This window comes from Microcoleus sp. B4-D4, assembly GCF_036705185.1.
GTDB lineage: Bacteria > Cyanobacteriota > Cyanobacteriia > Cyanobacteriales > Microcoleaceae > Microcoleus.
Genome location: NZ_JAUBTX010000013.1, coordinates 1 through 23151 on the forward strand (window position 1 = coordinate 1; position 23151 = coordinate 23151).

18 protein-coding genes are annotated in these 23151 nt (G+C 45.8%); 14 read left to right on the top strand and 4 right to left on the bottom strand.

What is annotated here, in order from left to right:
* Positions 1-237 precede the first annotated feature (237 nt).
* From psbC to QUB13_RS12610, 3 genes are all read left to right on the top strand, one after another.
* Entirely contained in the window at positions 238-1617 is a 1380-nt protein-coding gene (gene psbC, locus QUB13_RS12600) for a photosystem II reaction center protein CP43 (protein ID WP_333117793.1), read from the top strand.
* Between the two features lie 126 nt (positions 1618-1743).
* Complete coding sequence (locus QUB13_RS12605) at positions 1744-1866, top strand: hypothetical protein (RefSeq protein ID WP_333381115.1); 123 nt, start codon at positions 1744-1746, stop codon at positions 1864-1866.
* 296 nt (positions 1867-2162) lie between these two features.
* Positions 2163-5999: a GAF domain-containing protein gene (locus tag QUB13_RS12610; RefSeq protein ID WP_333381118.1), complete on the top strand. Its 3837-nt coding sequence runs from the start codon at positions 2163-2165 to the stop codon at positions 5997-5999.
* 495 nt (positions 6000-6494) lie between these two features.
* On the opposite strand, the gene QUB13_RS12615 is transcribed toward QUB13_RS12610, so the two are convergent.
* A complete protein-coding gene (locus QUB13_RS12615) occupies positions 6495-7241 on the bottom strand; it encodes a uracil-DNA glycosylase family protein (RefSeq protein WP_333381121.1) in 747 nt (248 codons plus the stop codon).
* Positions 7242-7661: 420 nt separating this feature from the next.
* Here QUB13_RS12615 and QUB13_RS12620 point away from each other — a divergent pair, with 420 nt between their 5' ends.
* From QUB13_RS12620 to folP, 4 genes are all read left to right on the top strand, one after another.
* A complete protein-coding gene (locus QUB13_RS12620; protein ID WP_333381124.1) occupies positions 7662-7847 on the top strand; it encodes a PCP reductase family protein in 186 nt (61 codons plus the stop codon).
* A 68-nt stretch (positions 7848-7915) separates the two neighbouring features.
* Entirely contained in the window at positions 7916-8641 is a 726-nt protein-coding gene (gene tpiA / locus QUB13_RS12625; RefSeq protein WP_194068146.1) for a triose-phosphate isomerase, read from the top strand.
* Between the two features lie 269 nt (positions 8642-8910).
* Entirely contained in the window at positions 8911-9471 is a 561-nt protein-coding gene (locus QUB13_RS12630) for a Uma2 family endonuclease (RefSeq protein ID WP_333381126.1), read from the top strand.
* A gap of 178 nt (positions 9472-9649) precedes the next feature.
* A complete protein-coding gene (folP, locus tag QUB13_RS12635; RefSeq protein WP_333381127.1) occupies positions 9650-10519 on the top strand; it encodes a dihydropteroate synthase in 870 nt (289 codons plus the stop codon).
* Here the strand turns inward: folP and QUB13_RS12640 are convergent.
* Positions 10510-11346 carry an SPFH domain-containing protein gene (locus QUB13_RS12640; RefSeq protein ID WP_333381130.1) on the bottom strand — a complete coding sequence of 279 codons (837 nt, stop codon included), beginning with the start codon at positions 11344-11346 and terminating at the stop codon, positions 10510-10512. The two genes, folP and QUB13_RS12640, sit on opposite strands and share 10 nt — an antisense overlap.
* A gap of 195 nt (positions 11347-11541) precedes the next feature.
* Between QUB13_RS12640 and QUB13_RS12645 the strand changes: the two genes are divergently transcribed.
* A complete protein-coding gene (locus QUB13_RS12645; protein ID WP_333381133.1) occupies positions 11542-12312 on the top strand; it encodes a tetratricopeptide repeat protein in 771 nt (256 codons plus the stop codon).
* A gap of 298 nt (positions 12313-12610) precedes the next feature.
* Here the strand turns inward: QUB13_RS12645 and aroB are convergent, their stop codons facing one another.
* Positions 12611-13705 (bottom strand): 3-dehydroquinate synthase, encoded by a 1095-nt coding sequence (aroB, locus tag QUB13_RS12650; protein WP_194010187.1) that lies wholly within the window; start codon positions 13703-13705, stop codon positions 12611-12613.
* An 80-nt stretch (positions 13706-13785) separates the two neighbouring features.
* On the opposite strand from aroB, the gene petL reads away from it, so the two are divergent.
* Positions 13786-13887 (top strand): cytochrome b6-f complex subunit PetL, encoded by a 102-nt coding sequence (petL, locus tag QUB13_RS12655; protein ID WP_194010188.1) that lies wholly within the window; start codon positions 13786-13788, stop codon positions 13885-13887.
* A gap of 341 nt (positions 13888-14228) precedes the next feature.
* Positions 14229-16409 (top strand): Na-K-Cl cotransporter, encoded by a 2181-nt coding sequence (locus tag QUB13_RS12660; protein WP_333381136.1) that lies wholly within the window; start codon positions 14229-14231, stop codon positions 16407-16409.
* A 137-nt stretch (positions 16410-16546) separates the two neighbouring features.
* Here the strand turns inward: QUB13_RS12660 and QUB13_RS12665 are convergent, their stop codons facing one another.
* Complete coding sequence (locus QUB13_RS12665) at positions 16547-17764, bottom strand: sensor histidine kinase (RefSeq protein WP_333381139.1); 1218 nt, start codon at positions 17762-17764, stop codon at positions 16547-16549.
* A 1068-nt stretch (positions 17765-18832) separates the two neighbouring features.
* On the opposite strand from QUB13_RS12665, the gene QUB13_RS12670 reads away from it, so the two are divergent.
* From QUB13_RS12670 to QUB13_RS12685, 4 genes are all read left to right on the top strand, one after another.
* Complete coding sequence (locus tag QUB13_RS12670; RefSeq protein ID WP_333381141.1) at positions 18833-19423, top strand: chromophore lyase CpcT/CpeT; 591 nt, start codon at positions 18833-18835, stop codon at positions 19421-19423.
* A 111-nt stretch (positions 19424-19534) separates the two neighbouring features.
* Positions 19535-20686, top strand: a complete 1152-nt coding sequence (locus QUB13_RS12675; protein WP_333089210.1) for an NAD-dependent epimerase/dehydratase family protein — start codon at positions 19535-19537, stop codon at positions 20684-20686.
* 413 nt (positions 20687-21099) lie between these two features.
* On the top strand, positions 21100-21315 hold the full coding sequence (locus tag QUB13_RS12680; RefSeq protein ID WP_333381144.1) for a hypothetical protein: 216 nt from the start codon (positions 21100-21102) through the stop codon (positions 21313-21315).
* Positions 21316-21637: 322 nt separating this feature from the next.
* The gene (locus tag QUB13_RS12685) at positions 21638-22771 is read left to right on the top strand and encodes a glycosyltransferase (RefSeq protein WP_333117804.1); all 1134 of its coding nucleotides are present in this window, start codon (positions 21638-21640) and stop codon (positions 22769-22771) included.
* Positions 22772-23151 lie beyond the last annotated feature (380 nt).

The following is a 23151-nucleotide window of genomic DNA, read 5'->3' on the forward strand; positions in this document are numbered from 1 at the left end:
GCTTGGATGGCTCCGATCGACCAACCTCACGAAAACTTCATGTTCCCAGAAGAAGTTCTTCCTCGCGGTAACGCACTTTAAAAAAATCAGGATTTGGATTTCAGATTAATTTAAGTTTTTTAAATTCTAATTGGAAATCCAAATACCTGTGCCTCGGGCGATCGCGGGTTCACCGCGATCGCCCGAGGCACAAAAAACCCAAAATCCCAAAACTAACATCGTTGGAGGTTCTACCGCGTGGTAACGCTCTCTAATTCCTATGTAAGCGGTCGCGACCAAGAATCCTCTGGGTTCGCTTGGTGGTCTGGCAACGCTCGTTTAATCAATCTCTCCGGCAAACTCTTGGGCGCACACGTCGCTCACGCTGGTTTGATCGTGTTCTGGGCCGGAGCAATGACTTTGTTTGAAGTCGCTCACTTTATCCCAGAAAAGCCCATGTACGAACAGGGGTTAATTTTGATGCCCCACGTCGCTACTTTGGGTTGGGGCGTCGGCCCCGGCGGTGAAGTCATTGATATCTTCCCGTTCTTCGTAGTCGGCGTTCTTCACTTGATTTCATCTGCTGTTCTCGGTTTGGGCGGCATTTATCACGCCGTTCGCGGCCCGGAAGTTCTCGAAGAATATTCTTCATTCTTCGGCTACGACTGGAAAGACAAAAACCAGATGACCAACATCATCGGTTATCACCTGATTTTATTGGGTGGCGGCTGCTTGCTGCTGGTTGCTAAAGCCATGTTCTTCGGCGGTGTCTACGACACTTGGGCTCCGGGCGGCGGCGACGTGCGTATTATCACGAACCCCACTCTGAATCCTGCCGTGATTTTTGGCTATTTGACTCGTTCTCCTTTTGGTGGCGAAGGCTGGATTGTCAGCGTCAACAACATGGAAGACATCATCGGCGGTCACATCTGGCTCGGCTTGATTTGTATCGGTGGCGGTGTTTGGCACATTTTGACCAAGCCTTTCGGCTGGGCTCGCCGTGCCTTAATCTGGTCTGGTGAAGCTTACCTGTCTTACAGCTTGGGCGCTTTGTCCCTGATGGGTTTCATCGCCGCCTGCTTTGTCTGGTTCAACAACACTGCTTACCCTAGCGAATTTTACGGCCCGACGGGCCCGGAAGCTTCTCAAGCACAAGCTTTGACCTTCCTGATCCGCGACCAACGCTTGGGTGCTAACGTCGGCTCTGCACAAGGCCCTACCGGTCTGGGTAAGTACCTGATGCGCTCTCCTACTGGCGAAATCATTTTCGGCGGTGAAACGATGCGTTTCTGGGATTTCCAAGGCCCTTGGTTGGAACCCCTGCGCGGTACTAACGGTTTGGACTTGAACAAAATCAAAAACGATATTCAGCCTTGGCAAGCTCGCCGCGCTGCTGAATACATGACTCACGCTCCTTTGGGTTCTTTGAACTCTGTGGGCGGCGTGGCAACTGAAGTTAACTCGTTTAACTTCACGTCTCCTCGTTCTTGGTTGTCCTGTTTCCACTTTGTGATGGGTTTCTTCTTCTTGGTCGGCCACTTGTGGCACGCGGGTCGCGCTCGCGCTGCTGTTGCTGGTTTTGAGAGAGGTATCGATCGCGAAAATGAAGCTGTGATGTCTATGCCTAACTTGGACTAATCGATCGAGCTTACGCTGATTTGATGGTCTAGTCAAAAAAAAGCTCCTGCGGTTAAGCAGGAGCTTTTTTTTGAGTAAATATAGCAGAAGGAAATTCGGCAACGAGCAATGTACGGGATGTAACGAATGGATGGATGGAACAAGAAAGAAGCAATAGACTGCATGGCTTTGGGCCATCAAGAACGTCCTAACTGTCAGGACGCTACATCGCATAAAAATTGGCGTTACGGTCGATCGACCGTTTTATAAATAATTATGCAAGTCTTGACACTTGACATTTTTCATGCTTTCGGGTAAAGAGCTTGCAAGGCCGGGTCTACAAAGTTTATATTTAATTAAGGTACAAAAGTTTTAATCGCACAAAATTGAAAAAAGTCATCAAAAGTTGCTGTTTGAAGGCAGCTCGCTAGCGGTACAAAACAAATCGACAATTGTTCTCAGGATATTCATATTTTTGATTAAATAACTGTGCTTGACAATTTTTTAAACACGCACAAAACTTTTGTGCCGCTTACTGTTATTGCTGGGAAAGCAAAAAATTAATAATGGACTCATTAAAAATCGAAAATGTCCAGGTAAGTTACGATCGAGCAAATTTACTCGATCGCATTGCCAACCGCATTCGCCACTCTCTAGAACTGCCAGAAATTCTCGGTGCCACAGCAGCAGAAGTTCAATCCTTCTTGGGAACAGACAGAGTTAAAATCTACAAATTTCATAGCGACGGCAGCGGTGAAGTGATTGCCGAATCAATTAACGGCAACCGCTTGCCATCTTTATTAGGACTGCATTTTCCAGCAGACGATATTCCCCCTGACGCCCGCCAACTGTTCGCGCAACTACAAGTGCGATCGATCGCCGATATCGATTCCGGGCTGCTCGGCCAAAGTCCCCGCCGCGACGCGGTTTCCGGTCAACTGCTGCCCGACGGAGTGCGCTTTCGGGCGATCGACCCCTGCCACGCCGAATACTTGAGCGCACTCGGTGTCAAAGCTTCCTTGGCAGTACCAATTTTTCACGGCGCAGAATTCTGGGGGTTGTTGGTATCTCACCACTCCGAATCCCGGAGTATCGCAGAAGAGGAACTGCAAGGCGTTCAGATGGTGGCAGATCAGCTCGGCGTAGCCATAGCCCAATCAACCCTCCTCGCCCTCGCCCAAGCCAAAGCTCAGCGGGAAGCTGCCGTCAACCGCGTCACCGCAGCCCTGCACTCCCACCCCGCGATGGAACTGCAAGCAGCTTTGGCAGAATGTGTAGCTGCACTAGCCGGAGCCGGCGGCAGGCTGTGCATTTTCGACAGCAAAATCACCAGTTTAGAGCCCGACTCGAACAATTCCACTCCCACACTCAAAGTCTACACTTGTGGCTCCGGGCCGAGGATGCAAATTTCGGCAAAATACCAGCAGGTAGAGCAATACAGCGTCTGGCACGAATATTTTAAATCCGGCGAGCAACAAGTTTGGGCAATTCCCGACTTGTACAAAATTAGCACTTTGAGAAGCCTGCAACCTGCATTTCGATCGACCAAAATTCGTAGCATTTTAATCGTACCGCTCAGAACCAGCCAGCAAATATTCGGTTACTTGAGCATTTTTCGAGAACAATTTGACACCGAAACTCTCTGGGCCGGACAGTTGGATGCCGACGGGCGGCTCGCCCAATCTCGGATATCTTTTGAAATATGGAAAGAGTCAAAAACCGCCCAAGTTCGCAAATGGAATGCTGAAGAACTTGAATTAGTAAAAACTTTTGGCAGATTTTTTTCTCAGGCGATTAACCACTCACAGCTTCACCAACAAATAGATGAACTTAATGTTAATTTAGAAAATCAAGTTCAAGAGCGCACGGATCAACTGCACCAGTTGACCCAACAGCAGCGAGTGCTGTTTGAAGTTGTGGCAAAAATGCGGGAATCCCTAGACTTGAACAGGATTTTTAACACGATGTCCCAGGAAGTGCGGCGGGCTTTAAATGCCGATCGCGTTGGGGTTTACCGCTTCGATCCTGCATCGGAATTTAAGGATGGCGAATTTGTTGCCGAAGATGTTTTGCCAGATTTTCTGTCAGCAATGGCAGTCAAAGTACACGATCATTGCTTTGGAGAAAGATACGCCCTGCTCTACTCTCGGGGGCGAGTTCACGCACTACCCGACATCACACAGGTCGGACTCCCAGATTGTTTTCGGCAAATATTAGATCAATTTCAGGTGAAAGCTACTTTAGTTGCACCAGTAATGAAAGGCAACGACCTTTGGGGGTTGCTGTGCGTACATCAGTGTTCGGCTCCCCGCAACTGGGAATCTTCGGAAATTCAGTTTCTTACCCAAATTTCCGCTCAGCTCAGCATCGCCCTAGAACAAGCAGATTTGCTCGCTCAAACTCAGCAGCAAGCAGTTGATTTGCAGCGGGCAGCCGAGCAGGAGCGGATACTATTTGAGGTGGTTACTAAGATTCGACAATCCCTCGATTTAGATAAAATCTTTCGCACGACAACGACAGAACTGCGGCGGATTTTAACTGCAGATAGAGTTGGAATTTATCGCTTCGACCCTGATTTAAATTTCAATGAAGGCGAATTTATTGCCGAAGCTGTTTTGCCAGCTTTTGATTCAGCAATCAATGTGAAAGTTTACGATCGTTTCTTTAGCGAAAAGTATGCAGAAAAATACAGTCAGGGACAAATTCAAGTGCTGCCACACATCGAAACTGCGGGACTCTCAGACTGCCACACTGCTCTTTTAGCTCAATTTCAAATTAAGGCGCAAATAATTATGCCTATGATGAATGGCAGCGCACTTTGGGGTTTGCTGTGCGTGCACCAATGCGACAGCCCGCGCAATTGGAATACTTCGGAAATCCAATTTGTGACGCAAGTTGGAGCTCAGTTGAGCGTTGCATTAGAACAAGCAGATTTGCTCGCTCAAACGCGGCAGCAAACGATCGACCTCCAGAGGACATCTGAGCAACAGCGGATACTGTTTGAAGTTGTGACAAAGATTCGAGAATCTCTCGATATGAACCTGATTTTTCAGACTGCAACCCAAGAACTTTGTCAGTTTATGCAAGTCGATAGAATGGCTGTCTATCACTTTAATCCTGATTGGGGCGGCGAATATGTTGCTGAGTTTGTCAAGGATGGCTGGAAAAGATTGGTAGGGGAAGATATCAATACAGTTTGGGAAGATACTTATTTGCAGCAACACCGAGGCGGCAGGTATCGCAATAATCAAACTCTAGCCGTTGACGATATTTATCAAGCTTGTCACTCGGAGTGTGTCGTCGGTATTTTAGAGCAATTTCAGGTGAAGGCTTATGCGATCGCCCCAATTTTTTTGGGACAAGAACTTTGGGGCTTGCTGGCAGCTTATCAACATTCTGGGCCGCGCTACTGGGAAAGTTCAGAAGTTAAATTTTTAGCTCAAGTCGCCAATCAGTTAGGCGTAGCTATCCAACAAGCCGATTTTCTGGATCAAACGAGACTACAATCCGCACAAATTGCTCAAAATTTAAAGGATTTACAGCAAACTCAAGCTCAATTGATTCAGACTGAAAAAATGTCGGGTTTGGGGCAACTGGTGGCAGGCATTGCTCACGAAATTAACAATCCCGTTAATTTTATTTACGGAAATCTCAATCACGCCAGTGATTATACTGAAAATTTGCTGACTTTGCTGGAACTTTACCAGCAGCAATATCCAGATTCTAGTTCTGAAATTGCTGAATTGACCGAAGAAATTGACTTGGAATTTCTGCTGGAAGATTTGCCTAAATTGCTATTGTCGATGAAGGTGGGAGCAGATCGCATCCGTCAAATTGTTCTGTCTTTGAGAAATTTCTCTCGGCTGGACGAAAGTCAAATGAAGGCGGTTGATATTCACGAAGGCATTGACAGCACGCTGTTAATTTTGCAGCACAGGTTGAAGTCTAATCCCGACAGTGCACATATTGTGCTAGTTAAAGAGTACGGCATTTTGCCTCTGGTTGAGTGTTATGCGGGACAGTTGAATCAGGTGTTTATGAATGTCATCGGAAATGCGATCGATGCTTTGGAATCGGAAAAGTTGCTTTCTGGTAAATCTGTGACTCCTCAAATTAAAATCTCTAGTGCTGTGGGTCAACTTAATGGCAATGTTCCTAGCGCGGTGATTCTGATTTCTGACAACGGCCCGGGAATTTCGGAATCTATGATACAACGCATATTTGACCCTTTTTTCACCACTAAGTCGGTGGGAAAAGGTACTGGATTGGGATTGTCAATTAGTTACCAAATTGTGGTAGAGAAACACGGCGGTGTTTTTAAGTGTAGTTCTCAATTGGGCAAAGGTACAGAGTTTGCGATCGAGATTCCGATTAATCAGCCGTCATCAGTCATTAGTCATTAGTCATCAGTCATCAGTCATTAGTGTTGTCCTCCCCGAGTTATTGTAGGGTGCGTCAGGGGGCTGAATGTTTTCGTCGCCTACTCAAGGATTCGGGCCCCCTGACGCACCCTACGGTTAGCTAACAGTCCCCTGGTGATCGCATTATGCAATACGAGGTTGAAGATGTGGGGGATGCGGAAGCATTTGAGGAAGAGTGTGCGGCGTTACCAGATTTTTCAGCAATGTTTGAATCACTTTGAAGAGTTGGTGATATAATAAAAAACCTTCAGCTTAAAGCCGAAGGTTGTCATCAGGGTGCATCTACTTGTTCTATATTCATTGGGGATTGAGTTGGATCAGGAAGAAGTGAGGGTATTGTGGCAAAGATTGCTTAACGAGTAATATCAATAGGTTTAGCGATCGCTATTTTCTACAACCTTACTTCACCGATAGACTTGCGGCGCTTCGTGTACATGGGCTTGTGCGACTGCCCGTGTCTCTCCCTATGTTTTGATGCTATCGCAAAGAAGCACGTAGACTTTCAAGTTCATCATCCTGTAAGCACTTAATAAAAGAACGAGGCATTCGCGCATTTGGATGTGGAAGAAAAGCAAAAAATCTCTCATAGTCCCCGATTTTAATGGACTCGGATATCGAAGCTGTTGAGGAAATATTGAATTGACTTTGGATCGCTTGGCGCGCAGGAGCTCCTAGAACCACAATGACTTTTGCTCTTGATAGTTCTAAAGTCCTCAATAAATAGGCTTTTACGCATTGATCCTGAGCTTGTTCTACGCCAATTTCAGAATGGGATTTGCAATGTACTATTTCGGTGAGAGCATAATCAATTCCTGGATTAACATCCCGTTGCAATAATTCAATCGCACGTTGACGGACTGCTGCCCAAAACTTAACAGCACGACTATATGTCCCATCCTTCATCAAGGATTGTTTACCATTGATAATCCAATCCTTTTGCCCTCCTCCAAAACGATAATTAAAGTAATTGTTTATATCGTTATCTGACCAACGCCAAGTGGGGTAGACTTCATCAGAACCAATTGATGGATTTGAACTCAAAAAAAGAATAGGCGCTTGCTCGATCTGCCCACTCCAAGGTTCAGGTATTTGGAAATTGTCTAAATCGAGCGATTTTTGAGAATTAACTATGTCACGGCAGGGATTTTCTGTAGAAGGATCTTCTAGACATTTCCGTGCATGAGGGCAGTGAGTAATTTCAGATAACAAATTTTTCTCAGACATTATTAAGGAGGTCTCAACTGAGACAGTCTTTCTTATAGTTTAACAGGGAATCTGGCTGTCTAACGGTTGAGACGAGCCGCAGCAGAAACTTCTGATTCTCAAAGATAACCTCTCGGTGGCTCCATCGATTTGTTGTCTTGCTTAACAAGCACATACCGCTCACTCCCCAATCATCGTCTTTGTGGCGGCTATTTCTTTTGGGCAGTTATTGTAGGGTGCGTCAGGGGGCTGAATGTTTTTGTCGCCTACTCAAGGATTCGCGCCCCCTGACTACGGTTAGCTTTGTTTATGTAGAGTCTCGGTTTTAACCGCCGAGTCAAGCCCAGTTCGATCGCCCGCGCCTGAACATGGTAAATTCAGTCAGACAGGCTTTTTTTAAAATAGCAAACTAAGCGCTTACAGTCGATCGACCCATACGCCATGCCAGATTCCGAATTCTCAGACGATTTAAAATGGACGCCCCAAGCCAAGGCTAAGCTGAAAAATATTCCCTATTTTGTCCGGGGACAAGCCCGCGTCCGCATCGAGCAATTGGCCCGCACCGCCGAAACCCAAGTCGTCACAGTTGACTTAGTTGAGCAAGCTCGCATCGAGTTTGGACAATAAGGGATCGAAATGTACCCTAAAGCTTTAGACTATATATTGCGTTGTAAGGACAAGGATTTAAAAAAGTAGTGCGTAAAATCGTTATAGCTGGCAACTGGAAAATGTACAAAACTAGGGCAGAATCCCTAGAGTTTCTTCAAGGATTCATGTCCTGCTTGACGGAAACCCCAGAGGAACGGGAAGTCGTGCTTTGCGTTCCTTTTACAGATTTGAGCGCCCTCTCGAAAAACCTTCATGGCAGCCGCATCAGACTCGGTGCTCAGAACGTTCACTGGGAAGAGTCGGGAGCTTTTACTGGCGAAATTTCCGGGTTAATGTTGGCAGAAATTGGGGTTCGCTACGTCATCGTCGGCCACAGCGAGCGCCGTCAATATTTTGGGGAAACTGACAAAACGGTGAATTTGCGGCTGAAAGCTGCTCAGAAATACGGCTTAATTCCAATTCTCTGCGTGGGAGAGACGAAGCAGCAGCGGGATTTAGGGGAAACAGAAGCTCATATTTTCTCTCAGTTGGCTGAGGATTTGGTTGGTGTTGACCAAGATAACTTAGTAATAGCTTACGAACCGATTTGGGCGATCGGCACTGGCGATACTTGCGAAACAAAGGAAGCTAACCGAGTTATTGGTTTGATTCGCTCTAAATTGACTAATCCTGACGTGCCGATTCAGTACGGCGGCTCTGTCAAAGGTGAGAATATTGATGAAGTTATGGCGATGCCTGAGATTGACGGAGTTTTGGTAGGCGGTGCGAGTTTGGAAGCTGCGAGCTTTGCTCGAATTGTCAATTATAAATAATTAGTATGTGCTAATTGGTAATTGCTAATTGGTGGTTGTCTGAGGCGTTTTGATGTTGAGAAATGACAATCTTTACGAGTTACCCCAAAATCTTCCAGTACCCAGTTGATGATGGGGCAACTAACCACCTTTTGGGCTACCAGCTTCTTCCAATTCCCTTGATGTCAACGGCTGGACTTATTTGAGGATGATAAATAATACGACGTTCGAGCGATCGCCTATAATTGTTATGTGCCTGTGAGTATTTCTCCAATCGAGAGAATTTTTCCATGAATGCGATCGTTCAAGCCAAACCCGCTTTAGAGGAGTTCCTCAAACTTCCTGAAACTGAACCAGCCTCAGAATTTCTTGAGGGAGAAATCCTTCAGAAACCCATGCCTCAAGGCGAACATAGCATACTTCGAGGCGCACTCTGCGAGACTATCGATCGAGTAGCGGAATCTCGGAAAATTGCTAAGGCTTTTCCCGAATTGCGCTGCACTTTTGGCGGTATGGCGATCGTACCAGATATAGCAGTATTCCGATGGGAAAGAATTCCTTTTTTGCCTTCGGGTAGAATTGCCAACATCTTTGAAATTAATCCAGATTGGTCGATCGAAATTTTATCCCCAAACCAAAGCCAAACAAAAGTCCTTGGTAAATTGCTGCACTGTTCGCGACAGGGTACTGAGTTGGGTTGGTTGCTAGATCCAGAGGAAGAAAGTATTTTAGCTGTATTTCCCGGACAAAAAGTAGAATTGTACCGAGGTACAGATCAGTTGCCAATTATTAATGGAATTGAGTTAGAATTGACCGTTGATAATGTTTTTAGCTGGTTGACTTTTGGTTGAAGAATCTTGGACATATCAGACTTTAAAAAACCTCATTTTAAAAAATGGTTCGTAGTGCGGAATGCAAGTCCGCTCTCAGGATGCGGAATGCGAGTCCGCACTACAAACCGTTTTTGTTATGCTAATCTACCGGACAGGATATCCAACCTAAAATCTCTAATTTAAAATCTCACTCGCCATGACACCTAACTCAGCCCAAATTATTATTAGAAATAAAGCTTTCGAGTGGGGAAAACGCACTTATTTAATGGGTGTTTTGAATATTACGCCTGACAGTTTTAGCGACGGCGGTGAATTCTATAGCATAGAATCTGCTTTAGCGCAAGCTGAAAATATGGTAAAATATGGCGTAGATATTATTGATATTGGCGGTCAATCTACGCGGCCCGGTGCAGCGGAAATATCCTTAGCAGAGGAACTCGATCGCGTGATACCTCTCGTAGAATTACTGCGACAAAAAACCGATGTTTTTGGGTCAGTTCCGATTTCGGTAGATACTACCAGAGCGGATGTTGCCAAAGCTGCTGTTGAGGCCGGAGCTGATATTGTCAACGATATTTCGGGAGCAACTTTTGACTCGGAAATGCTGTCAACCGTTGCTCAGTTGAAAGTGCCGATAATTTTGATGCACATTCGGGGAACTCCTGAGACGATGCAAAAACTAACTGACTATCGGGATTTAATAGGGGAAATTGGGGAATTTTTAGAGAGCCGAATTGCGGCGGCAGTTGCTGCGGGAATTGACAAATCTCAGATAATTATCGACCCCGGTATTGGCTTTGCTAAGACTTACAGTCAAAGCTTGGAAATTCTACAACAGTTGCCAAAATTTTGTTTTTTGGACTGTCCGATTTTAGTCGGAGTATCGCGCAAAAGCTTCATCGGTCAGATTTTGCAGCAGCCGGAAGCTAAACAAAGAATTTGGGGGACAGCGGCGGCTTGTACAAGTGCGATCGCAAATTTGGCCGATATCTTGCGAGTTCACGATGTCAGAGAAATGCACGATGTTTGTCTGGTGGCCGACGCTATCTTCAGAAATCAGTCTTGAGAAGTGTTGCTATCGATAACTTTTATTTCCCCGCCCTCAGAATGAATCACATCGGGCATAGAACCCATCAGCTCGCCCAGAGCTTCGCTCATGCTCCTCGGATCCATAAACAGAATTTTGGCGTTATCGCTTTCGCCTAATTTTTGTTGAGCGTCTAAGTATTTTTCAGTTACTAAGTAATTCAAAACTTGTTTGCTATTCGGATGGGAGTCTAAAGCTTCAACTAAGAGCCTCATGTACTCTTTAGTACCGATCGCCTTATTGACCATTGCTTGCCACTCGCTCTTGGTAGCCCGCTCTTCTTCCATAGCTTCTTGCACCCTTTTCGGAGGTGTAATGCTTTGAATTTCTACGCGAATTACTTTAACGCCCCAAGTTTCGGTAGCTTCGTCCAACTTCTTGAGTAACTTTTTATTCATGTCATCTCGGGAACCCAAGATGTCTTGCATGGGCAATCGACCAATTTCGGCGCGAAACGTAGTTAAAACTAAGTTGGCGATCGCATTTTCAATTTGATCGATTCCATAATAAGCTTTCTGCAAATTCACAACCCGCCAATACACAACGGCATCGACTTCAAGGGCCACATTATCTCCCGTGATTGCTGACTGAGGTTTAATATCTAAAACTCGTTCGCGGGTTGTGTCCACGCAGACTACTTTTTCGACCACAGGACTGATAAAGTGGAATCCGGGCTGGAGGGTTCGCTTGTATTGACCCAAACGTTCGACTAAAGCTTGATCCCCGCCGCTGATTATTTTGACGCTTGAGTTAAGAGTGTAGCCGAGGATGAGCGTAACGAGCATGGTGAGAATAGACGGCCCCATTTCTACTTTCCTGCTAAGGTTGACTGAGAATCGATCGGAAATATAATCTAATTTAACTCAAAATCAGCCGCACAGTGCTAAAATATCACGACTGTTAATAAGTCCTAACAGTTACTCGTATTGCTTCCGACTTAATATGCCGGACTTAACGTACCCGATTTGACCGCAGGATATCAAAAACACTTTTCCACAAAAATGAAAAACGATCGAGAGTTTCGCTTGTTCAAACCTTTGAAGTGGATCGCCCCAAGCATTTTGGCGGGTGCAGGAATCTGCCACATTGCAGTGGCCCAACCGGTACAAGCTGAACCAATCGCCCTGCAACTCTCGCAAAACTTGCAGTCGCAGAACTCGCAGCCACCGCGCCGGGGGCCTGCCGTGCGCGAAGTTATATCCTACGAAATGAAGGGAGACGAACTCAGGATTTGCAAGCAGGAAGGCAATTCCGAGAAAAAGTGCCAAGTTGTAGGTAAAGGCTACACGGTGGGTTTGAGAACTGCCAACGACCTCTACGGTCAAGGAAATCTGGTCAATGCCGAAGTTTTGTACCGACAAATAATCGCTCGCTATCCGAAACAAGCTGATACTTATTATAAGCTGGGAAATCTGCTTTCCGGGCAAGGTAAAATGAGCGATGCGATCGTCCAATTCCAAAAAGCAGTTGAAGTCAACCCACAGCACGCCAAAGCTTACAACGATTTAGGCGTGGCGATGGCAAGTCAAGGGCAGTTGCCAGAGGCAATTTTGCAGTGGAGACAAGCAGTTAAAATTAACGATCGATATCCCGATGCTTTAAACAATTTAGGAGTCGGTTTGTTCCAGCAAGGAGACAAGGAAAAGCAAGCCGAAGCAGTAGCCAGTCTCAAAAAAGCTAAGGAGTTATTTATCAAGCAGGGCAGAACTCAAGCGGCGACTAGAGTCGATCGAATTTTGGAAGAAATGAACTCGCAGTCGAGCGGTTCCTAAAACCGTACCGTGTCCGATCTACCTGGAATTAACCCGGTTCGACAGTTCTGAATGTAAGTTTTGTGACTCTGAAAACTTGGATTCAAAACTGTCAAACCAATCTTAATTATGCTCGTCGGCGGATTGAATGTGCGATCGATCTTGAGGTTTCTCCGACTTAAGTAACTACACAAAATTAATTACATAAAAACTCCTTGCTAGGTAAGGCTTTCACGCGAAATATTGTGTAATTAATTTTGCACGACTACTTATTCAGCCCGCCCTAACTACTGACTACTAACTAATGACTAATGACTTCTTAAAGCATTTCCCTCAAAACTTGTAAAATTACATCTCCGTCCACCCGATCGCTCACAGCAGCCTCGCCCAAACGCACCGGCAGCACAAACCGCACCTTACCATCCTGCACCTTCTTATCCAGTTGCAAAGTATTCAAAATCTCCTCAACATCCACACCAGCAGGCAACTTGGCAGGTAAACCCGCTTTTTCAATCAAAGCAGACTGGCGGCGATCGCACTCAGCGTCCCACATACCCAACTCCACAGCCAACCGGCTAGACGCAGCCATACCAATTGCCACACCTTCCCCGTGATTGATGACCTTGTAATTAGTCAAACTTTCCACAGCATGACCGATCGTGTGACCGTAATTCAAAATCGCCCGCAAACCCGACTCCTTCTCGTCCTTGCTGACCACATCAGCCTTAGCTTGACAAGACCTGCTCAAAATTTCCGCCAACAAATCCGCCTTCACATAGCGCATTTGATCCAAACGCTTGCAATTCTCCAACTTCGCGAAAAGTTCAGCATCCCAAATCACCCCGTACTTAATCACTTCCGCCATCGCCGAACGAAACTCCCGCGCCGGCAGAGTTTTGAGCACATCCGGGTCAATCAAAACCAAACGCGGCTGGTGAAAAGCCCCGATTAAATTCTTCCCCAAAGGATGATTTACCCCCGTTTTCCCGCCAATAGAAGCATCAACCATCGCCAGCAGCGAAGTCGGAACCTGCACCACATTAATTCCCCGCAGCCAAGTCGCCGCAGCAAAACCCGTCATATCCCCAACTACCCCGCCGCCCAAAGCCACCATTGTCGAAGAACGTTCCAAGCGATTGGCCAAAGCCGCACCGTAAATCTTCTGGATCGAATTTAAAGTTTTGTACTGTTCTCCCGGTGGTAAGATGCAGCTACTAACTTCCAGACCCGCAGATTCGAGGGCTGCTGTTGCTCTTTCGCCGTAGTGCCGAAAAATCGACTGATTCGAGACCAGCAGCACTTTTTTACCCAAATTTATCTCGCCCATCCGACTGCCGAGTTCGTCTAAACCGCCCGATCGCACGCAAACATTGTAAGATTGCGGCCCCAAGTCAACTTTTATCACTGAGTGCATATTTATTGATTTTAGATATTAGATTATAGATTATAGTTCTTAGTGTATGTCTTCTTATTGATTGTTTGGGAGAAATTGCAATGAGTCTTACCGGAGCAATAGCTTATTTTGGGATTTTCGGGGGCATGGTCGGCTTGGCGACAGTGCTGATGTTTGGTCTGCGGGCTGTCAAACTCATCTAATTTACTAACTTCAATGTGAAAACCAGAACATTAAACTTCTGGTAAAAATTGCGATCGGACGAAGTATTCGTGCAAAAAATCTTGAATTGTTCCTCTAGATTTAGCCTGCCAATACTTCGACCGATCGAACAATTATAGGATAGGTTTAATATAGTCTTTCTCAAAAATATTTTAGATACTTAGGCTTCGCTCAGTACGAGTTTTAGATTTTAGATTGAGGTATTGATCGATCGATACCTCATTTTTTGCTCGAACTGCTATAAATATTTAACCAGATGTGATAGATCGTGTTTTTAGATTTTGAGGATTTATACTTCTGATACCTGAAATAACTAAGAACAATGACGAAAAAATCATCTGGGTTAGGAACGTTCGGGGGTGTCTACACACCGTCAGTTTTGACGATCCTGGGCGTAATCATGTATCTGCGCTTTGGTTGGGTTGTCGGAAATGTTGGTTTGGTGGGAACCTTGATTATCGTCACCCTCTCCACCAGCATTACCTTTTTAACCTCCCTTTCGATCGGCGCGATCGCCACCGATCGCGTCGTTAGAGTCGGCGGAGCGTACTATATGATCGGTCGTTCCCTAGGACTAGAAATTGGCGGTGCTGTAGGCATTCCCCTTTATCTAGCCCAAGCCCTCTCCGTAGCCCTCTACACCCTCGGGTTTGCTGAAAGCGTAGTAGCAACCTTCCCGCAACTCAATCAGTTGTACGTAGCGTTAATTACAACGGTATTGGTCGCAGTATTGGCATTGACTTCTGCAGAAATCGCCATTCGCGCTCAGTACATAATTATGGCAGCGATCGCCCTTTCCTTGATCTCCCTCCTATTGGGCAACCCCTTAAATGTCCCCAACCCACAGATGTTTGAGACTCCAGCTTCTGGGGAGCCCTTTTGGGCAGTATTTGCGGTATTTTTTCCTGCCGTGACAGGGATTATGGCTGGGGTGAGTATGTCGGGAGATTTGCGAGATCCCAGTCGATCGATTCCCCTGGGCACGCTAGCAGCAGTAGGCACCGGATATTTGATCTATATGGGATTACCATTGATTCTGGCTATGCGGGCAGATACCCAGAGTTTGATCGACAATCCCCTGATTATGAAACAAATGTCTCTGTGGGGCCCAGCAATTTTGTTAGGCGTGTGGGGAGCAACCTTGAGCAGCGCCCTAGGTAGTATTCTCGGCGCACCCCGCGTTTTACAAGCCTTAGCTCGGGATGGCATTTTTCCTCGATGGTTGAGCTTTCTCGGCCAAGGAAGCGGCGCGGGTGATGAGCCGCGCATCGGGACAGCAGTAACTCTTGGAATTGCAACCGCGACGGTTTGTATCGGCGAGTTAAACCTGATCGCCCCCGTGCTGACAATGTTTTTCCTCACCACCTATTTAGTTCTCAACGTCTCCGCCGGGATAGAAGGATTTTTGCAAAGTCCCTCGTTTCGCCCCACCTTTCGCGTCCATTGGTCTCTATCTATGTTGGGGGCTTTGGGTTGTTTGGCGGTCATGTTTTTAATTGATGCTGTGGCCACCGTCATCGCTGGAATGATTGTCCTAGGGATCTATTTCTGGCTGCAGCAACGAGAATTGATCTCTGCCTGGGGAGACGTGCGACGGGGCCTTTGGCTGGCTATTTTTCGCTTTTGCTTGTTTAAATTGGGTACAGATGAAGACACGAAAAACTGGCGTCCCCATATTTTGGTACTCTCTGGTGCGCCAACCAAACACTGGTCGTCGATCGAACTGGCTGATGCGTTTACCCACAACCGAGGACTGATTACAGTTGCCACCATTCTGCCACTAGGCTCTCGGAATTTAGCCCAACAAACCCAGTTAGAAGCCACTATCCGGGACTATCTCGAACAGAGAAGCGTTCAAGCCCTGGTGCGCGTTTTCATGGCAAGCGATCCTTTTGTAGGGGCCCTGCGGTTGATCGAAGCCTACGGGTTGGGGTCTTTGGTTCCCAATACAATTCTTCTGGGGGATAGCGAAAGTCCAGAACGGCGATCGGGATACTGTCAGAACATCGCTGCGATTCACGCCTGCGGCCGCAGCATCGTTATTTTGCGAGAAAATCGCGATCGAGGGTTTGGAGCACGCCGCCGCATAGACGTCTGGTGGGGGGGACTGAAAGCTAATGGTAGTTTGATGCTATTGTTGGCCTATTTATTACGCACGGAAAGCGATTGGCGAGAAGCTACCATTAATCTCAAATTAGTGGTGAAAGACCAGAATGCTGCTCGTAGTGCCCAAAGCAATCTCGCCCGCGCGATCGCAGATTTACGCATAGAAGCGCAGCCGCAAGTGTTAGTAGCCGACGGAAGAACCTTTCATCAGATTCTCCACGATTCTTCAGAAAAAGCAGACCTAATTTTCTTAGGAATGGCCGTCCCTAGAGACACCCAAGATTACATTCAATACTATGAAAATTTGCAGAACATGGCGAAAGGATTACCCACAACTCTCTTTGTGCTAGCAGCTCCTAATTTTGCCTTTGAAGAAATCTTGAGCGATAGTCTTTGAACTCATATTTTCCATTGCTCGTTACCAGGATGTTCCTGGTAACGAGCAAATCCCCCAATCTAAAATCCCCCAATCTAAAATCTAAAATCTAAGCTGCTCACATTTTTGATAAAGGCTATATTACGACATACTCACCTTCACATTATAATTGGAATCAAAATTGTAAAATCTGTTAGTTTTCCCGGAATTGAGGAACAATTTAGCTGACCATGATGGTTGTCGCAAATAATGTGATAGCTAATAGATAGTCCCATTCCTGTACCTTTACCGATTTCCTTCGTGGTGAAAAATGGATTGAATATTTGCCCTTGAATCGATTTTGGTATGCCGTATCCATTGTCGGCGATCGCAATTTGAATAAATCCATCGACTACAGATGTCCGAATAGCAATCTGACCTACCTTTATTTCACGTTGATTAATATTATCTATAACACTTCTTTCATCAATTGCATCAATAGCGTTAGCGATAATATTCATAAATGCTTGGTTCAATTGTCCCGCACAGCACTCAATTTTTGGCAGCGCTTCATACTTTTTGACGATCGAAATTTGCGGGCGGGTAGAAGTAGCATTCAAACGATGACTTAAAATTAGCAGACTGCTATCAATTCCTTCGTGAATATCGACTTTTTTAAACTCAGCTTGATCTAAACGAGAAAAGTTACGTAACGATAATACAATATCTTTAATTCGGGTAGTGCCGACATTCATAGACTTTAATATTTTGCTAATATCTTTTTTCACAAAATCAAAATCCACCGCCTCTAATTCAGTTTTAATTTCAATAGGAGGGTGTGGTAAATATTTATGATAAAGCTGTATCAAATTCAGTATTATTTGAGTGTATTCCTCGATATGTCTAAGATTGCCGTGAATGAAACCAATGGGATTGTTAATTTCGTGGGCTATACCTGCCACTATTTGTCCTAGACTGGACATTTTCTCGCTATGAATCAGCTTTGCTTGGGTTTTTTTAAGCTCAAATAAGGTAGTCTCTGTTGCGATTTGAGCGCGACGGTAAACCTCTTGAGTAACTCGTGTTGCTAATAATTGCTGGAACGTGTAATGATAGATATTAACGTTAAGCAGAACAAATAGTGAACCCAGGCAAAATACTAAGCCAATCAAAATAGGAAGGAATTGCCACTGTTGATTTATAAGTAAGAATAAAGCTAGGCAATATCCCAATAGAAAAAATACCATCAAAAACCGCAGTATCTTCCAAGCTAGGTAGCCACTGTGTTCTTTTAGTAAATTTAAAATTTTTTGAGTTTTGATGATTGACAAGAGCATAAACCCTGCTCCTAACGCAATCAATAATAATGAAATCAACAATAAAATATCGACGTTCATAGATTTAAATTCTTCTTATAAAAAGCCTATATTACTTGTTTTTAAAGTAATATAGGCTGGTTTGTTTAGTAATTGATAATCGATAGACCTCTTGCAGAAATCTTCGAGTCATAGAGCAACCGCAGATATCGGGCAGATAAACACCGATTGACGCAGATGGTTTCAGGGTATTTTCGGATTTTTGCAAGAGGTCTGATGTATATGGCCATTACTCGTCACTTATCTTTTGATAATTGCTATAGATACAATTGATATTTCACTACCACAGAGTTGTTAATGAGAGCGGAGCTAAGTTAATCAGCAAATATCTGCGAAGCTTGGTTAATACCAATTTCATAAAGTAGCCCTAGATATTACCCCCCCAACCCCCCCGCGAGTTCGGGGGGGCTAAGAATTCATCTCTAGCACATCTTTAGAAAAATGATATAAATTAGCAAAATTAGCGAACCGAATAGTTCTATGTGTAACATTGCCGATCAAAGCATCGCAAGCAGACTCGACATAAAATTGTTAGTGGAGATCGATATTGTATATGACTTACACATCAATACCCCAGAAACCGGATTTTTGTCGTTTAAGCGGCCTTTAACGATAGTAGAGAGCATCTCATTTCTGTCGCAAAGCATTTTTTTTTGAGTGCTGTCTCGCACAGCACAGCTATACAAGACTCGATCGCAAAACAGCACTACAAATGTAAAACTACAGATGATCCCCAAGAGTATTTCGGGAAAACAGAAAAGTGATGATACCCGTGCGTAAGTCCTATAGTAGTTTAAACTAGATTTGTACTCAACTGCTTTCAAATCATCATTAAATTATCTGCGTCCATCTGTGTTAATCCGCTTGAAATCTGCGGTTAAAAGCTAGATAGAAATTGATCTAACTCAAGTCTTGTGTTGCATTGATTTATTGATTGATTAAGAGTATCCCCAAAAAAGAGAAAATCCCTCAATCAGAATTTTTAAATAAGTGGGAGAGCAAAATCGCCAATCGATCGCTCTCGCTTTAACCTAAAATAACTTCTACTCCCCCCAATCCAAAATCTAAAATCTAAAATCTAAAATCGATATGTCTCATTCCACCGATATAGTCACCCTCGCCCGCTGGATGGCCGCCGACTTCAGCAATCAAGCCCAAGCCTTTGAAAATCCGCCTTTTTTCGCCCACATCCGCGTCTGCATGAGACCGTTACCCGTGGAAGTATTGGGCGGAGTAAGTCTTTATTTAGAACAAGCCTACGACATCGAGATCAACTCTCCGTACCGAGTGCGAGTGTTAAAATTAGTCCCGGCGGACGATCGCATCGACATCGAAAATTATGCGATCGAAAATGAAGCACAATTCTACGGCGCATCCCGCGAACCCCAACGGCTGCAAGAAATCAAAACAGCGCAACTGAAACTGCTCCCCGGATGCACCTTTCTCACGCACTGGACGGGCAGCAGCTTCAAAGGGTGCGTCGAACCCGGAAAAGGCTGCGCTGTGGTCAGAAACGGCAAAAACACCTATCTAGACAGCGAATTCGAGATCGACCAAGACAAGTTTATCAGTCACGATCGCGGACGCGACCCAGAAACCGACGCCCACGTCTGGGGAGCTCAAGCCGGCCCCTTTGAATTCACTCGCTGGGCCAGTTTCGCCGACGAAATTCAGGTTTAATGCCGAAAAACAGAGTCTCTTTTGGGCGATCACTTGCAGATTAAAGGTTCACAATGCACCATTACCTGGTACATTAACCCAGTATTGGCAAGCAAGATTCACCGTTGATTTATGAAAGTCCTGGTTATTGGTGGCGATGGCTATTGCGGTTGGGCAACCGCACTCTACCTTTCTCAAAAAGGTCACGAAGTTGGCATCCTCGACAGCTTCGTGCGGCGGCACTGGGATCTGGAACTGTGCAGCGACACCCTCACTCCTATCGCGCCGATTCAGCAACGACTCCAGCGATGGCAAGATTTAACGGGTAAGTCGATCGACTTGTTCGTCGGTGACATCACCAACTACGATTTTCTCAGCAAAAGCATGAGAAAATTTGCACCAGAGGCGATCGTCCATTTTGGCGAACAGCGTTCGGCACCTTTCTCAATGATTGATCGCGAACACGCAGTCCTCACCCAAGTCAATAACGTCGTCGGGACACTCAACCTGCTGTACGCCATCCGCGAAGACTTCCCCGACTGTCACCTAGTGAAACTCGGGACAATGGGCGAATACGGCACCCCGAATATTGACATTGAAGAAGGCTACATTACGATCGAGCACAACGGCCGCAAAGATACACTACCCTATCCCAAACAACCGGGCAGTTTCTACCACCTGTCAAAAGTCCACGACTCCCACAACATCCATTTTGCTTGCAAAATCTGGGGTTTAAGAGCCACCGACTTAAATCAGGGCGTAGTCTACGGCGTGCTCACAGAAGAAACCGGCATGGACGAACTGTTAATCAACCGTTTGGACTACGACGGAGTATTCGGTACGGCATTGAACAGATTTTGCATCCAAGCTGCGATCGGTCATCCCCTGACAGTTTACGGCACCGGCGGACAAACCCGCACCTTCCTAGACATTCGGGATACAGTGCGCTGCGTGGAATTAGCAATCGCCAACCCCGCAGCCGCCGGAGAATTCCGCGTTTTCAATCAATTCACCGAACAATTCAGCGTCGGCGACTTAGCCTTGTTGGTGCAAAAAGCAGGCACGGCAATGGGATTAAAAGTAGAAATCAACAACATCGAAAATCCCAGAGTCGAGAAAGAAGAACATTATTTCAATGCTAAAAACACCAGTTTGCTAGAACTAGGCTTGCAGCCGCACTATCTCTCAGATTCCCTGCTCGATTCTCTGTTGAATTTTGCTACAAAATATCAGCACCGCGTCGATAAAAACCAGATTTTGCCGAAGGTTTCTTGGCACAGGTAATTTTGGGTTTCTAGTTGCGGGAAAGAGTTTTTGTTAACGAACCGCGAAGGCGCAAAGGGCGCTAAGGAAGAGAGGAGAAGGGAAGGGAATAACTGCTAGCTTGTTTGGGAATAAATATAGCAACCGCGCCCGATGGTTAGGACGTTCTTAATTGCTGAAAGCTGGGGATCGATTCCTTTTTTATTTTTTTCACCCGCTCAGCTTCGCCCTTATAGCCTTCTTTCTTCTTCTTTCTTCCTCTTCCTTCTTTTCACCCGCTCAGCTTCGCCCTTATAGCCTTCTTCCTAATGACTAATGACTAATGACTAATGACTAATGACTACTGACTACTGACTACTGACTACTGACTACTGACTAATGACTACTGACTACTGACTACTGACTACTGACTACTGACTGCTGACTAATGACTAATGACTGCACTAACGGCGAGTTATCAAAATTATCGCCGAGTTAGCGCCTCGCCTGTGGCTGCGGACAAGGAGATATTAATTGCCAAAACAGCACAGGAAATTCACAGGATTAACTGCTTCGCTGAAGGTGTGGGTTTGCTTTTAGGTGGAATAATTTCATCTATTGGGATTCAGGGAATTTGCCTTTTACCTCAGAAACCTCTCGATCGCACTTAACTTAATTAAACAGTGTATCCTGTTACTAACCGCGAGATTTACCAAAGACTAGAAATATCGATTTCCTCAAGAATATATAATAAAGAATAACTATAACCTTCTTCCTTATTCCTGATGACGTTATACGGAAAGCTCGGAGACGACAGCACTAATGACTAATGACTAATGACTGATGATTGGCCTTCGACTTCGCTCAGGCTAAAATGACTAATGACTTCTTCCTTCTTCCTTCTTCCCTCTTCCCTCTTCCCTCTTCCTTCTTCGTTCTTCCCTCTTCCTTCTTCCCTCTTCCTTCTTCCTTCTTCCTTCTTCCTTCATTGTTATGAAAATTGCTCTGTTCACTGAAACATTTTGGCCGAAAATAGACGGCATTGTCACGCGCCTGATTCACACTGTAGATCATTTGCAGCGATCGGGCGAACAAGTTCTGATTTTTTCTCCAGATTACGGGATTACAGAATACAAAGGCGCTAGGGTTTACGGTGTGGAGGGTTTGCCTTTGCCGATGTACCCGGAGTTGAAAATGGCACTTCCTTCTCCGGCTGTCGGTCGCGAATTAGAGCAGTTTAAACCGGATATTATTCATGTTGTCAATCCCGCTATTTTGGGGTTGGGCGGCATATATTACGGCAAAAAGTTTAATATTCCGATTTTGGCTTCTTACCACACGCATTTACCTAAATATTTACACCACTACGGTTTTGGAATGCTCGAACCTTTGCTGTGGGAATTGCTTAAAGGTGCTCACAATCAAGCTGAATTAAATCTGTGCACTTCTACAGCAATGGTGGAGGAACTCAGAAATCACGGGATCGATCGGGTAGACTTGTGGCAGCGGGGCGTTGATACTGAAATGTTTGTCCCCGAATTGGCAAGTCCAGAAATGCGATCGCGCTTGTCTGAAAATAACCCAGACAGCCCCTTACTACTCTACGTCGGCCGCCTCGGTGCCGAAAAAGAAATCGAGTCGATTAAACCAGTCCTCGCCGCGATTCCCGGTGCCCGCCTCGCCCTCGTGGGAGACGGGCCGCACCGACAAACCCTCGAACAATATTTTGCTGACACCCCCACTAATTTTGTCGGCTACCTCAAGGGGCAAGAACTAGCTTCTGCTTACGCATCTGCCGATGCCTTCATTTTTCCCTCCCGCACCGAAACGCTAGGCTTGGTGCTCCTAGAAGCTATGGCTGCAGGAACGCCCGTAGTGGCGGCGCGCAGCGGCGGAATTCCCGATATCGTCACCGATGGGGTTAACGGCTATTTATTTGACCCGGATGATGAAGCAGGAGCTCTGGCTGCTACAAAGCGCCTGTTTGCGAATCCCGAAGAACGGGAAACCCTGCGCCAAAACGCTCGCTCTGAAGCTGAACGCTGGGGTTGGGGCGCTGCCACCGCACAACTGCGGCGCTACTATCAATCGGTGGTATTTGCCCAGTCGATGCCTTCTGCTGCGTGAATTTTTCAGTCAAAGCTGGCGATGCTAAAAACCTGGTTTCTCGATCGAGCCGATTCGCGCGTGCGTATGCAAATTCGCACTACGAACCTGATTTATTGCGATTAATCCACCGGACGCTATCGGACTCCTCTGTTAGAAGCTGTTGTGCTTTTTGCTACCGACCGCCCGACCGATCGCCCGATCGCCCGTTGGTAGCGAAAACCCGCTTTCTCCAAGATCGATCGAATCGAAATTTTTTGCGGCTGGGATTGCTGTAGCTATCGTGTTGTTGCGTTTACCATTAAACTATGAGTAGCATTTGGAATGCTTCGCCCGTGACAAAATACCGCCATTCAGCAGACCGCATACGGTAGCCGAAGGCGCTAAAGCAGTCAGATTGC